Below are 13,008 nucleotides of genomic sequence, written 5' to 3'. Positions count from 1 at the left end.
CTGTCGTGCCGGTCGCGGTCACTTGCCGGTCGCCTTGGCGAGCGCCTGCTCGATGCCCCCCAGCTGCCGCACCTGCCAGTCCTGGAACGAGGCGCCCGCCGGGGTGAGCGTCTCGGTCACCGTGGTCACCGGGATGCCCGCCGCCTTGGCCTCATTGACCTGGGCCTGGACGTCGGGGGTGGAGTTCTGGCTGTTGTAGACGTAGATCTTGATCTGCTTGGTCTTGATCTGCTGGTCGATCTCCGCCTTGTCGTGCGCGGTCGGGTCGGAGCCCTCGCTGATGGCGTCGAGGAACGACTCGGGCGTGAGCATCTTCAGGCCGAGGCCCTCGGCGAGCGGGGTCACGATGGACTCGGACGCGCCGATCGGGGTGCCCGCGTACTTGGCCTTGATCTGGGCGATGAGCTGGTTGTACGGGGCCAGGGCGGTGTCCTCGAACGCGGTCTTGCGGGCGTCGAAGTAGGCGGCGTCGGCCGGGTCGATCTTCTTGTAGTCGGCGGTGATCCGCTCGATGACCTGGTGGACGTCCGCGGGCGAGTACCAGCGGTGCGGGTTGCCGCCGGGCTTGATGCCGACCAGGTCGCCGACCTTCAGCTCGGTGCGGTCGCCGGCCGGGTTGGCGGACAGCAGCTTGTCGGACCAGGCGTCGTAGCCGATGCCGTTGACGATGGCGAACTGCGCCCCGGCGACGGTGCGGGCGTCGGCGGCGGTGGGCTCGTAGTCGTGCGGGTCGGTGGCCGGGTTGGTGATGATGCTGGTCACCTTGGCGTGGCTGCCGCCGAGCTGGGCGGCGATGCTGCCCCAGAAGTTCTCGGCGGCGACGACCTGGACGACCTTGCCTGAGCCGGAGGACCCCGAGGAGCCGGACGGCGATCCGGTCGAGGCGTTCGGGGAGGAGGTGGCGCAGGCGGTAGCGGTCACCGCCAGGGCGGCCACCGTGGCGGCGCCCAGGCCCACCCGCCTCGTGCGGCGCGCGGCGCGGGTCGTGGTCGCGCGGGAGGCGGCACGGGAGAGCGCGGCACGGGCGGCGCGGGATATCGCGGGGCGGTCGGTACGGCGGGCGGCACTCATCGGCGCGGGACTCCTCGATCGTTCGGTATGACCCCACGCTAAGTGGAAACGATTTTCACCACCAGCCCCATCCGGTCTGTTATGACAATCGTTGCCAACTCTTGACCCATCCGGCCAGCCGGTCGGCCACCGCCGCGCGCGGCGCGTTTCCCCGCCGCCAGGTGCGGACCGGGTGCACGGCGTTGGCCAGCAGGATCACGTAGACGCCGGAGACCGGGTCGATCACCAGGCTGGTGCCGGTGAAGCCGGTGTGGCTCGCGGTGCGGGGGCCCGACAGCCCGCCGGTCAGCCACGGCTGGCCGAGGTCGAAGCCCAGGCCGTGCGGGCGGCCCGGCACACCGTGGTCGGCGAACATCTCCGCGACCGACTCCGGCCGCAGCACCCCGCGCCCGCCGTCCAGCAGCGCCGCGCAGAGCCGGCCGAGGTCGGCGGCGGTGGAGAAGAGCCCGGCGTGCCCGGCGACGCCGCCGAAGGCGAACGCGTTCTCGTCGTGCGCCGTGCCGTGCACCATCCCACGCTCCAGCCGCCCCCAGGGCCCGCGCTGGTCCTCGGTCGCCGCGATCCTCGGCAGCCACGCGGAAGGCGGCGCGAACCGGGTGTCCCGCATGTCCAGCGGTCCGGTGATCCCCTCCCGCACGAGGACGTCCAGCGGGCGGCCCGTCACCCGTTCCAGCAGGAACTGCGCGGCGAGGAAGTTGAGGTCGGAGTAGAGGTACGCGGCCCCCGGCGCCGTCAACGGCTCCTCGCGCCACAGCAGTCCACGCCGCGCCGACGCGGTCGGCTCCGCCCAGAACGCCAGCTCCGGCCGCAACCCCGAAGTGTGTGCGAGCAGTTGACGTACCGTCACATCCTGCTTGCGGTGCGCGCCGAACTCCGGGAGACCGCGGGCCACCGGCGCGTCCAGCTCCAGCGTGCCGCGTTCCGCCTCCCGCATCACGGCGATCGCGGTGAACAGCTTGGTCAGCGACGCGAGGTCGAAGACGGTGTCCCGGCGGACCGGAAGCCACCGCTCGCGCGGCAGTTCCACACCCCGGTCTGTCGTTTCGTCGTACGAGGCGTAGCGCACCGCCCAGCCCGCGGCCTCGTGGCACACGACGTCCTCGCCACGACCGGCCAGCGCGACGACGCCGGAACACCAGGGGTGCGCCCGCCCGGCGCCGGAGGGCGGCGGGACGGCGACCGCGTCGTCGAGGTCACCGCGGATCAGCCCGGCGAGAGCGTCCGCCCCGGATGCCTCGGCCATCCCGGACGCCCGGGCCGACTCCGCCGCGAGCCCGTGGTCCGCGCCCGCTCCGTCCTCCCCCGGCGTGCCGCCCTCCCGCGTTCTCATACCGCCGACGCTAGCCGCCACGGCCTGCACATGCCCGCGAAGGCGCCCAGCGCCACCACCGCGCAGCTCACCTGGACCAGCGCCATCGGCACCGCGGTCCCGCTGCCCGCCACGCCGACCAGCGGCGAGGCCACCGCGCCGACCAGGAACTGTCCAGCGCCCAGCAGCGCCGAGGCGGATCCGGCGGCGTGCGGAGTACGCATCAGCGCCTGCGCGTTGGTGTTGGGCATCGCCAGCCCCATCGCCGACATCAGCACGAAGAGCGAGGCCGCGACCGGCGGCAGCCCGGCGTGCCCGAACACCCCGCAGGTAAGCGCCAGCAGGCAGCACGCCGCCAGCAGGATGACGCTCAGCCCGACGGCGAGCGCGCGGTCCAGCGGGACGCGGCCGACCAGCACCTTGCCGTTGAGCTGCCCGATCCCCACCAGCCCGACCGAGTTGAGCGCGAACAGCAGGCTGAACGTCTGCGGCGAGGCTCCGTAGATGTCCTGCACGACGAAGGAGGAGCCGGAGACGTACGCGAACAGCGCGGCGAAGGCGAAGCTTCCGGCGAGCATGTATCCGGCGAAGACCCGGTCCGCCATCAGCGCGCGCATGGTGCGCACCGCGTCACGCAGGCCGCCGTCGTGCCGTCGTGCGGCCGGCAGCGTCTCGGGCAGTACGCGCGTCGCCAGCAGCGTGAGCAGCGCGCCGATCACCGTGAGGACGACGAAGACCCCGCGCCAGTCGGTGAACCGGAGGATCTGGCCGCCGATGACGGGCGCCACGACGGGGGCGACGCCGGAGATCAGCATGAGGGTGGAGAAGAACCGCGCCATCGCCACCCCGTCGTACAGGTCACGCACCACGGCACGGGCGATGACGATGCCCGCCGCACCGGCCAGGCCCTGCACCAGGCGGAAGCCGATGAGGAGTTCGACGCTCGGGGCGAACGCGCAGACGGCGGTGGCGAGCGCGTAGACCGTCATGCCGATCAGCAGCGGGCGGCGGCGGCCCCACTTGTCGCTCATCGGGCCGACGACCAGTTGACCGAGGGCCATGCCGAGCAGGCAGGCGGTCAGGGTGAGCTGGACGGTCGCGGCCGGGCTGCGCAGCGCGGCGGTGACCGCGGGCAGCGAGGGGAGGTACATGTCCATGGACAGCGGGGGCAGCGCGGTCAGGCCGCCCAGCACGAACGTGACGAGCAGTCGGCGGCTCGCCGGGTGCCCGGAGGACGAAGGCGAACGTCCGGATAGTTCCGAATCATCCGATATATGGTCAGGTATTCGGCCGTCGGCGGGCGTGGCCTTCTCCGCGGGCGCGGCGGCTTCCGCGGGCACGGCGTTGTCCGCGGGCGTGGCGGGGCCGGGCTCCGTCATCCTGTTCTCCATGGGTCGTTGCAACGGCCATCAGTCTCTCAGGATTCCGGTGCGCGCCGCCCCGCCCACCGCGATGCGGAATCGGCGGCGGGGACGGCCCGGGGTGACCTGGACGCGGCTCGGGAAGCGTGGCGCGGGAAGTGCGGCTCGAAGAGCGCGGCTCAGGCGGCGCCGTGCGTCGGGGCGAGTTCGCTGATGCGCTGGGCGAGGTCGAAGTCCTTCGCGGTGAGCCCGCCGCCGCCCTCGTGCGTGGTGATGGACACCGCGAGAGTGTCGTAGCCGAGGGCCAGGTCGGAGTGGTGGTTCAGCTCGTCCTGGACGCCCGCGATGTGCAGGGCGAGGATGGCGGCGCGCAGGTGCGGGAGGCGGTAGACGCGGGTGAGGGCGGTGCCGTCCAGGGACAGCCGCCAGCCCGGCAGTTCGGCGAGGCGGTCCTCGATCTCCTTGTTGGACAGCGGGTCTGCGCTCGGCATTGGGCGGACTCCCCTCACAGGATGCTCATCGGTCACGCTGTGTCCGTGATGTCCCATCGTCCCACCCCCTACCCTCATCGGGCATGAGCGAAATTCGGAAGATCGCGGCGAGGACCGCCGTGGTGACCGGCGCCGGTTCCGGTGTCGGGCGGGCGGTCGCGCTGGCGCTGGCCGGCGCGGGCTGGTCGGTGGCGCTCGCGGGCCGCCGGGAGGAACCGCTGCGGGAGACCGCGCGGCTGGCGGGCGAGGCGGCGCCGGTGGTCGCGGTGCCCACCGACGTGACGGATCCGGGCCAGGTGGACGCCCTGTTCGCCACCGTCGCGGAGCGCTTCGGGGCGCTCGGGCTGCTGTTCAACAACGCGGGCACCGGCGCCCCGCCGTCGCTGATCGACGAGTTGTCGTACGAGCGGTGGCGGGCGGTCGTCGACGTGAACCTGGGCGGCGCCTTCCTGTGCGCTCGGGCCGCGTTCCGCGCGATGCGCGAGCAGGACCCGATGGGCGGGCGGATCATCAACAACGGGTCCATCTCGGCGCACGTGCCGCGCCCGAAGAGCGTCGCCTACACCGCGACCAAGCACGCGATCACCGGCCTGACGCGCTCGCTGTCGCTGGACGGGCGCCCGTACGGCATCGCCTGCGGCCAGATCGACATCGGCAACGCGGCCACCGAGATGACCCGGCGGATGGCCGAGGGCATCGAGCAGCCGGACGGCCGTGTGGTGCCGGAGCCGGTGATGGACGCGGCCGACGTGGCCGGCACGGTGCTGCACATGGCGTCGCTGCCGCTGGAGGCCAACGTGCAGTTCGTGACGGTGATGGCGACGACGATGCCATACGTCGGCCGGGGCTGAACGCCGTTGCCGCTTACCGGTGTTCAGTCCTACGGCGGGGTGTAGCAGGCCGCGCGGACCCGGCGGCGGCCAGGTTTGCGCCGCCTCCTCGTCGGGGGCGGCGGGCAGCGCTCCGGGCGCGGGCGGCCGGTCCTCGGTCCGCGCCGGCGGCACGGCGGCGCGCCGAGAGGTCATCGTTCAGTTGCCCATCGTTCACCTGGTCCTCGGCCGTCGCCCTCCGGGTCCCTCGTCCTGTCCCGTCGACCGCGAGCAGCGGCCGGCGGGACGGGACGACGGGGCTGCGGCCGTCACTGCTGCGGGGTGACCCACTTCTGGCCGGTGGTGCCGTCGCAGGAGGCGAGGGCGACCGCGGAGCCGGCGGCGGTGCCGTCCGCCGCGAGGCACAGGCCGTTCACCTGGAGGGTGCCGTCCAGGCCGAAGGTCCAGTTCTGCGCCCCGTCGCCGCTGGTGCAGTCCCAGAGGTCCGCGGTGGCGGGGGCCTGCGTGGCACTGCCGAAGTCGTCCAGGCAGAGGTTCGATCCGCCGCTTCCCTGGATGCCGTACCGCAGGGGGCCCTCAGGCGCGGCGCTCGGGTCCGCGTTCGGTGTGAAGGTGGCGTCGACATCACTCACCGAGGACGTCGTGTCGCTGCCTTCGTTGCTGCTGACGACCTGGACCCCGCGCAGGACGAAGTCGGAGTCCGGCAGGTTCCAGGGGTCGACGTAGGACTTGTAGGTCCGGAACAGCTGACCGAAGTCGTCGGTTACCGAGGTCGTCGTGGAGTCGGGGATCTGGGCGTCGCTGTGCACCATGACCCGGCAGCCCGACCCGCACTCGCCCTGGATGAGGTCGTCGTACGCGTTGTCCCACTGGACCCCGTTGGACTTGACGGGCTGGAAGGTGCCGGGGTCGAAGTGGACGACGGAGATGACATCGGGCTTTCCGGGGCCGTTGTGCGGGTCCTGGAAGATGAAGTCCGTGGTGAGGATGGCCCGGTGCTGGCCGCACGTGAAGCCGCCGTTGTGGTGGATGTTCGCGTGGTACGAGACGCTGGGTGCCCTCGGCCATGTTCAGGGGCTGGTAGTCGGGCCCCGGCACGAGATCGTCGTCCGTGTAGGTGTAGCTGACGTTGGTCTCGTGCAGGTCGCAGTCGCCGGTGGCGGTGTTCCGCATGGTGATCGTCTTCGAACCGCCGGCGGGTGACGTCGCGTTGAAGGAGTAGCGCGACGCCGGCGCGCACGTGGCGAGTCGTTCTGACGCCATGTCACCAGGTCGGCGAACCTGCGTCCATGGCCTCGGTGGAACGACATCACATTATTCTGGTCTCCAGAATAATTACGTCAAGGGAGCCCGCGTACGCACGGTCGAGGGCGCCTTGGTCCGGCCGCGGGCCGCTGCTCAGTAGCCGAGGGTTTTGGGGATCATGTAGAGCGCGAAGCCCATCACCACGACGCACAGCACGGTGATCGTCACGCGGTAGGCTCCGCGCATCCGGTGTTCGCGCGGCAGGGCCTTGGCCTCCAGCGCCAGCAGGAACCCGAGGACGATGGGCAGCAGCAAGGCGTTCATCACCTCGCAGTCGACGGCCAGGCTGACGAGGTCGAAGCTGGCCAGCACCAGCACGGCGCCGACGATGTGCGACAGGGCGTAGGTGACGTAGAACTTGGCGTTGCGGCGGTTGATCCGCTCGTCCAGGCTGTGCTTCCAGCCCAGGACCTCGGCCAGGCCCCAGGACCCGGCGAGCGACACCACCAGTGCCGCGACCAGCGCGCCGCCCAGGATCGCGGCGCCGACCAGCCACTTGGCGCTGCCCGTTCCCAGGTAGGGGGCGAGCGAGTTGGCGATCTGACCCACGTCGTTGAGCGTGGCCTCGGTGTTCTTGCGTCCGACCGAGGCGGCCAGCGCGATCACCACGACGACCATGATGCCCTGGGTGAGCACGGTACCGACCGCGGTGTCCCAGCGGGCCTGCCGGAGGGCGGAGACCGCGAGCTTCCGCTGCACCACGGCGCTCTGCTGGTAGAAGATCATCCACGGCATGATGACCGCGCCGATGTTCGCGGCCAGCAGGTACACGTACTGGGTGTTGTGGCCGGGAAACGAGCCGAGGCCGTGGAGGAGGTCATGGGCCTTGGGGTGGGTCATGATCATGGCCGGCACGAAGGCCAGCTCGGCCAGGCCGATGGCGATCCCGATCCGCTCCGAGCGCCGGTAGCTGCCGGTGAAGGCCAAACCGACCAGGAACGCCGTGGTCGTGGGCACGGTGACCCACTTGGAGACGCCGAACAGTTCGCCGACGCCGGCCACGCCCGCGAACTCGGTGAGCAGTGCGCCGATGGCCGACAGGAACAGGGTGCCGGCCGAGAGCAGTGCCCACCACTTGCCGAACTGCTCCCGGATGAGGGTCCCGTGCCCCTTGCCGGTGACGATGCCCAGCCGGACGGTTATCTCCTGCACCGCGAACAGGATCGGCATCAGTATCAGTTGGGGCAGGACCATGGAGTAGCCGAACTGGTCGCCCGACTGCGCGGCGGTGATCAGGCAACCGGCGTCGGTGTCGGCCAGCATCACGATCAGCCCCGGCCCCCACGCCGCGAGCATCGCGCAGATCACCATCTGACGCCGCGTCAAGGAGAAGCGGCGGCGTGGAGCCGCCGCCGCGTCCACCACGGGTGTGTCTGCCGTTGTCGACTCGGACACATCGGCCGGCACTGGCATCCTCCTCGGGGGCGGCCACGGGCTCAGGCGACTCGCGAGACCGGGGCGGCGAACGCGGCTCGTCCGACTGATCCGCCCCGGACCGCCGCGTCGGCGAGGCGAGGGCGAATTCACCTGCGACTACGCAGCCGCCGTGTGTCCTCGCACCGACGCGCCACCTTAACTTAGGTGAGCCTTGCCTTCAAGTCGCTGAAGGGGCTGGGGAGCCGCCGCGCCAACTCGTCTCCCGAGCACGAGATCACGGCGTGTTCCGGCGAGCCGCGACGAAGCCCGGCAGCCGCCCTCCGCGGATGCCGGGCGGTTCGCCGTCGGCCGCCGCCCGCTCCTACCGAGTACGGGATGCGAAGACCGCCGGTCAGCTCGTCCCGCCGGGACCGTTGGCCGTCAGGTACTGGCGGCTCTCGTCGTCGTGAACGCGCCCGTGGCCGACGCCGGCCTGGTCCCCGACGGGCACCGGTTCGGCTGCCGCGGGGCGTTGGATGTCGCTGCGCGTGACGACCGCGTATCCCACCAGAGCGACGATGACCACGGAAGCGGCCGCCGCGACGGTGCCGTCGCCGAAGCCGAGGCCGTCGAGCGAGTGCGGCTTGCCGAGGTAGTCGGCGAACGAGGCGCCCAGCGGGCGGGTGACCACGTAGGCGAACCAGAAGGCCAGGATCGCGTTCATGCCGAACTTCCACCAGGCGAGCAGCGGAACGGCGATGAGGACGGCGAACACCACTCCGGCGGCCAGGAATCCCATGTGCAGGGTTGCCGCCGCGAAGTCACCCAGCGCGGTGCCCAGGGCGAACGTCGCCAGGACCGTGCACCAGTAGTAGACCTCCCGGCGACGGGTGGTGATGCTGTGGATGGACAAGGTCCCCTCGCTGCGGTACCAGGCGACCAGGACGACGGTCAGGAACACCGCGTACAGGGTTGAGGTGGCGTAGTAGGGAAGCCCGAGCCCGACGTGCAGGCCGTCGGCGGCCATCGTGCCGAAGACCGCGACCGCCACCGCGGCGAGCCAGTAGACCGCCGCGTGGTAGCGCCGGACGCGGAACTGCAACCCCAGGGCCAGGCAGAATCCGCCCAGGCCGACGGCCCCGGCCACGGGCAGGCTGCCGTTGGACAGGAAGTCCGACGTCGCCTCGCCCATGCCCGTGGTGAGGATCTTGACCACCCAGAACAGCGCGGTGATCTCGGGCACTTTCGCGGCCAGCGGCTCTCGCGTCGATCCCGACGGCTTGGCCGAACCTCGCATGACATCCCTCTCCTACGACTGACTTGCTGGGGAAACGGACTGGGTTCTCGGGCCCCTCAGGGCGGCCCCGCCTCGGTGGGCGGGGCGGGGCGGACCAGGCCGAGGTCGTAGGCGAGGATCACGGCCTGGACGCGGTCGCGGGCCCCGATCTTCGCCAGGACCCGGCCGACGTGGGTCTTGACCGTGCTCTCCGACAGCACCAGGCGTTCCGCGATCTCGCCGTTGCTCCAGCCCTGGCCGATGGCGACGAGGATCTCGTACTCGCGTTCCGTCAGTGCGCGCAGCCGGGGGTGTGACCGCGGAGCGGGCGCGGGCGACGCCCCGGGCAGCCGGTGTGCGTAGGCGTCCAGGAGGCGCCGGGTCAGGCCGGGGGCGATCACGGCGTCACCCGCGGCCACGGCACGGATCCCGGCCAGGAGTTCCTCGGGCAGGGCGTCCTTGAGGAGGAATCCGCTGGCTCCGGCCCGCAGTGCCGCGTGGGCGTAGTCATCGAGGTCGAAGGTGGTCAGCACCAGGACGCGTGAACGGCCGCCCGCCGCGATGATCCGGCGGGTCGCCTCGATGCCGTCCATGCCGGGCATCCGTACGTCCATGAGCACCACGTCGGGCCGCAGCTCGGCGGCCTGGCGCACCGCTTCGGCCCCGTTGCCGGCCTCTCCGAGCACGTGGGTGCCCGGGGCGCTGTCCAGCAGCATGCGGAAGCCGAAGCGCTGCAACGGCTGGTCGTCCACGATGAGGACAGTGGTCACGACGCCGCGCCCGTCAGGGACGGCCCGGCCAGCGTGGCCTCGACCACCCAGCCGCCGCCGGGCCGGCGGCCCGCGCTCACCTGCCCGTCGTAGAGCGCCGCGCGTTCCCTGATGCCGGCGATCCCCTGCCCCTCGGCGTTGTGCGGCCGCTCCTCGGCGGGGTGGTCGCCGTCGTACGGACGGCCGCTGTCCTCGACCCTGACGCGCACCCCCGCTTCCTCCACGGCGACCGTCAGTTGCGCCCGGGTGTCCGCGCCAGCGTGCTTGAGGGTGTTGGTGAGCGCCTCCTGCGCGATGCGGTACACCGCCAACTGCCGTCCCCGGTCGAGGGACTCCCAGTCCCCGACCGTGCGGTAGGACACCTGCGGGCCCGCGGCTCGCACCCGTGCGCACAGCGCGTTCAGGTCCGCGACCCCTGGCTGCGGCATGAGCTGCGGGTCCTGTTCCTGTTCCTCGCGCAGGACGCCGAGCATCCGGCGCAGCTCGTCCAGGGCCTGGCGTCCGGTCCCGCCGATCAGCTGGAGGGCTTCCCTGCCGCGCTGCGGCCTGGTCTCGGCGGCGTAGCGGCCGCCGTCGGCCAGGCCGATGATGACCGCGAGGTGGTGGCCGATGATGTCGTGCATCTCCCGGGCGACACGGGTGCGCTCGGCGGCGGCGGCCAGGCGGCTGCGCTGGTCGCGCTCCACCTCCAGCCGGGCGGCGCGTTCCCGCAGGGCCGCGAGATAGGCCGTGCCGATCCGGATGGCCAGACCCAGGGCGGTGGCGGCCGTGGCCGCGCTGCTCAGGAAGAACAGCGCGATCAGCGGCGAGATCACCACCGAGACCCTGAAGACCACCAGCAGCAGCGCCGCCACGGTCGCGGCGCCGGCCCACGGCAGCCGGCGCAGGGGCGCCAGCCGGGCGACGCTGTACAGGGCGAGGAAGAGGGCGATGTCCGCGTGCAGCCACACGTTCCAGCTCCACTGCGCCACGAAGACCGCCGCGACCACGGCGAAGACCGCCGTCGGACACCGGCGCCGCCACAGCAGCGGCACGGCCAGCCCGAGCTGCGCCGCCACGACCGCGGCCGGCGACAGACCGCCGTGGCCGTGGCGGACCGGTCCCATGCCGTGCAGCAGGTCCGGCAGGCCGAAGAGCGCCAGTACCGTGGCGACCAGCAGCGCGTCCAGCAGCCAGGGCCGCTTCCGGTCGCCCTGCCGGAGCCGGCGGCACACCCGCAGCAGACGGGCCACCGACGGGTGACCCCATACCGGGTCCCGTTCCGCCGGCTCAGCCACTGCCGTCACCTGCCCTGCCCATCCTCACCACGCCAAGCACTGCCTCGGCCCCTCGGGCCCCTTCGGATCACTCAGGCGTCGGTGCGCCCGAGCCGGTAGGCCGCACCGGCCAGGGCGAGCAGTGCCCACCCCGTGAGCACGGCCAGGCCGGCGCCCGCAGAGAGGGTATGCGGATCCTGGTGCAACGCGTACATCGAGTCGCCCGCGTGACTGGGCAGGTACTGGCTGACGTTGTTCTGCCAGGTCGTCGGCAGCAGCTCCATCAGGCCGGGCACCAGCAGCAGCGTGCCGACCAGGACGGCGATGCCGCCCGCGACCGAGCGCAGCAGCGCGCCCAGCGCCACCCCGCAGATGCCGATCAGCGCCAGGTACAGGCCCGCCATGAACAGGGCCCGCAGCACCCCCGCGTCGGAGAACCCCAGCGCGGCCCGGGTCCCGGAGACGATGCCGCTGCCGATGCCGAAGGCGCAGAACGCCCCGGCGACGCCCAGAAGCAGCGCGACGGCGCCGAAGATGACCGCCTTGGACCACAGCACGGGCAGCCGCCGGGGGACGGCCGCGAGCGTGGAGCGGATCATCCCGGTCGAGTACTCGCCCGCGGTGACCAGCACCCCGAGGATCCCCACCGCGAGCTGTCCGAAGTTCAGCCCGAACAGGGACAGGCCCACCGCGTTGGCCCCGAGCACCTCCGGGTCGTGGACGTGACCGCCGTTGATCATGGCGGTGTAGCGCCAGTCCCGGATCAGGCCGAACGCCAGGATGAAGACCAGCGCCAGTCCGAGCGTGATCCAACTGGAGCGCAGCGACCAGAACTTGGCCCACTCGGCGCGCACCACGCGCCCGAAGGTGACCTTGTGGACCTGCCGCGCCGGTGTGGCCGCGGCCGTGGTCGTCGTCGTGCTCATGCTGCGCTCCCCACCGGCTCGGCGGCCTCGGTGTCGCGGGTGGTGCGGACCGTGGTGCGGCCGTGGTACTCCACGTCGTCCCGGGTCAGCTCCATGAACGCCTCTTCCAGCGAGACGCCCTTCGTGGTCAGTTCGAACAGGGCGATGCCCGCCTCCGCCGCCTTCAGCCCGATGGCGCGGGCCGTCAGCCCGGTGACCTGGAGCTCCTCGGAACCGGACCGCCCGGTGATCTCCACACCGGGGCCCGCCAGCACCTCGCGCAACCGGCCCGGGTCCGAGCCGGCCACCTTCACGGTGTCACCGCCGGACTGCCGGATCAGGTCCTGCACCGTGGTGTCGGCCAGCAGCCGTCCCCGGCCCACCACGATGAGGTGGTCGGCCGTCAGCGCCATCTCACTCATCAGGTGCGAGGACACGAAGACGGTGCGGCCCTCGGCGGCCAGGTCGGTCAGCAGGTTGCGGATCCACAGCACGCCCTCCGGGTCGAGGCCGTTGACCGGCTCGTCCAGCATGATCGTGGCCGGGTCGCCCAGCAGCGCGGCGGCGATGCCGAGCCGCTGCCCCATGCCCAGCGAGAAGGCGCCGGCGCGCTTGCGGGCGACGCCCTCGATGCCCGTCAGCTCGATCACCTCCTCGACTCGGCGGCGCGGGATGCCGTGGGTCAGCGCCAGGGAGTTGAGGTGGTTGAACGCGGAGCGCCCGGGATGGATCGACTTCGCCTCGAGCAGCGCACCGACCTCCTGCAGCGGAGCGGTGTGCTCGGCGTACCGGCGTCCGTTGACCGTGACGGACCCGCTGCTCGGGGCGTCCAGGCCCACGATCATGCGCATCGTGGTGGACTTGCCCGCCCCGTTGGGGCCCAGGAATCCCGTCACCGTACCCGGCTTGACCGTGAAGTCGAGGCGGTCGACCGCCGTCTTCTCCCCGTACCGTTTGGTCAGCTGCTGTGCCTCGATCATCGGGACCCGTTCTTCCGGTCTCGGCCGCCGGACCCGTCCGGCCGCATCGGGTCCCCACGCTAGGAGCCTCGCGCGGCGCGACCCGTCGTACCCAGGAG

12 protein-coding genes are annotated in these 13,008 nt (G+C 72.0%); 1 reads left to right on the top strand and 11 read right to left on the bottom strand.

Translation table 11 applies throughout. The features are described 5' to 3' along the window. Nucleotides 1–18 precede the first annotated feature (18 nt). The 4 genes from CK485_RS13985 to CK485_RS13970 form a co-directional block, all read right to left on the bottom strand. Nucleotides 19–1,071, bottom strand: a complete 1,053-nt coding sequence (locus CK485_RS13985) for a zinc ABC transporter substrate-binding protein (protein WP_109450410.1) — start codon at nucleotides 1,069–1,071, stop codon at nucleotides 19–21. A gap of 79 nt (nucleotides 1,072–1,150) precedes the next feature. Continuing rightward, on the bottom strand, nucleotides 1,151–2,401 hold the full coding sequence (locus tag CK485_RS13980) for a serine hydrolase domain-containing protein (RefSeq protein WP_109450409.1): 1,251 nt from the start codon (nucleotides 2,399–2,401) through the stop codon (nucleotides 1,151–1,153). Then, nucleotides 2,398–3,759: a multidrug effflux MFS transporter gene (locus CK485_RS13975; protein ID WP_109452973.1), complete on the bottom strand. Its 1,362-nt coding sequence runs from the start codon at nucleotides 3,757–3,759 to the stop codon at nucleotides 2,398–2,400. The genes CK485_RS13980 and CK485_RS13975 overlap by 4 nt, the downstream gene beginning before the upstream one ends. A gap of 161 nt (nucleotides 3,760–3,920) precedes the next feature. Next, on the bottom strand, nucleotides 3,921–4,232 hold the full coding sequence (locus CK485_RS13970; RefSeq protein WP_109450407.1) for a 4a-hydroxytetrahydrobiopterin dehydratase: 312 nt from the start codon (nucleotides 4,230–4,232) through the stop codon (nucleotides 3,921–3,923). A gap of 83 nt (nucleotides 4,233–4,315) precedes the next feature. On the opposite strand from CK485_RS13970, the gene CK485_RS13965 reads away from it, so the two are divergent. Beyond that, nucleotides 4,316–5,083: an SDR family oxidoreductase gene (locus CK485_RS13965; protein ID WP_109450405.1), complete on the top strand. Its 768-nt coding sequence runs from the start codon at nucleotides 4,316–4,318 to the stop codon at nucleotides 5,081–5,083. Nucleotides 5,084–5,370: 287 nt separating this feature from the next. Here CK485_RS13965 and CK485_RS13960 read toward each other — a convergent pair whose 3' ends face one another. The 7 genes from CK485_RS13960 to CK485_RS13925 all read right to left on the bottom strand — a co-directional run bounded on the left by CK485_RS13960 (nucleotide 5,371) and on the right by CK485_RS13925 (nucleotide 12,910). Then, on the bottom strand, nucleotides 5,371–5,874 hold the full coding sequence (locus CK485_RS13960; protein ID WP_109450403.1) for an RICIN domain-containing protein: 504 nt from the start codon (nucleotides 5,872–5,874) through the stop codon (nucleotides 5,371–5,373). Nucleotides 5,875–6,460: 586 nt separating this feature from the next. Next, the gene (locus CK485_RS13950; RefSeq protein WP_199239339.1) at nucleotides 6,461–7,774 is read right to left on the bottom strand and encodes a divalent metal cation transporter; all 1,314 of its coding nucleotides are present in this window, start codon (nucleotides 7,772–7,774) and stop codon (nucleotides 6,461–6,463) included. A gap of 361 nt (nucleotides 7,775–8,135) precedes the next feature. After that, entirely contained in the window at nucleotides 8,136–9,020 is an 885-nt protein-coding gene (locus tag CK485_RS13945; protein WP_109450398.1) for a hypothetical protein, read from the bottom strand. Between the two features lie 56 nt (nucleotides 9,021–9,076). Next, nucleotides 9,077–9,769 carry a response regulator transcription factor gene (locus CK485_RS13940; RefSeq protein ID WP_109450396.1) on the bottom strand — a complete coding sequence of 231 codons (693 nt, stop codon included), beginning with the start codon at nucleotides 9,767–9,769 and terminating at the stop codon, nucleotides 9,077–9,079. Beyond that, nucleotides 9,766–11,046 (bottom strand): histidine kinase, encoded by a 1,281-nt coding sequence (locus CK485_RS13935; RefSeq protein WP_109450394.1) that lies wholly within the window; start codon nucleotides 11,044–11,046, stop codon nucleotides 9,766–9,768. Before CK485_RS13935 ends, CK485_RS13940 begins: the two co-directional genes overlap by 4 nt. A 71-nt stretch (nucleotides 11,047–11,117) precedes the next feature. Further along, a complete protein-coding gene (locus tag CK485_RS13930) occupies nucleotides 11,118–11,951 on the bottom strand; it encodes a hypothetical protein (RefSeq protein ID WP_109450392.1) in 834 nt (277 codons plus the stop codon). Next, the gene (locus CK485_RS13925) at nucleotides 11,948–12,910 is read right to left on the bottom strand and encodes an ATP-binding cassette domain-containing protein (RefSeq protein ID WP_109450390.1); all 963 of its coding nucleotides are present in this window, start codon (nucleotides 12,908–12,910) and stop codon (nucleotides 11,948–11,950) included. Before CK485_RS13925 ends, CK485_RS13930 begins: the two co-directional genes overlap by 4 nt. Nucleotides 12,911–13,008 lie beyond the last annotated feature (98 nt).

It is taken from the genome of Streptomyces sp. ICBB 8177 (genome assembly GCF_003144095.1).
Classification (GTDB): Bacteria; Actinomycetota; Actinomycetes; order Streptomycetales; family Streptomycetaceae; genus Streptantibioticus_D.
The sequence above is the reverse complement of the archived record's forward strand: the minus strand, read 5'-3'. Positions and strand labels throughout refer to the sequence as shown.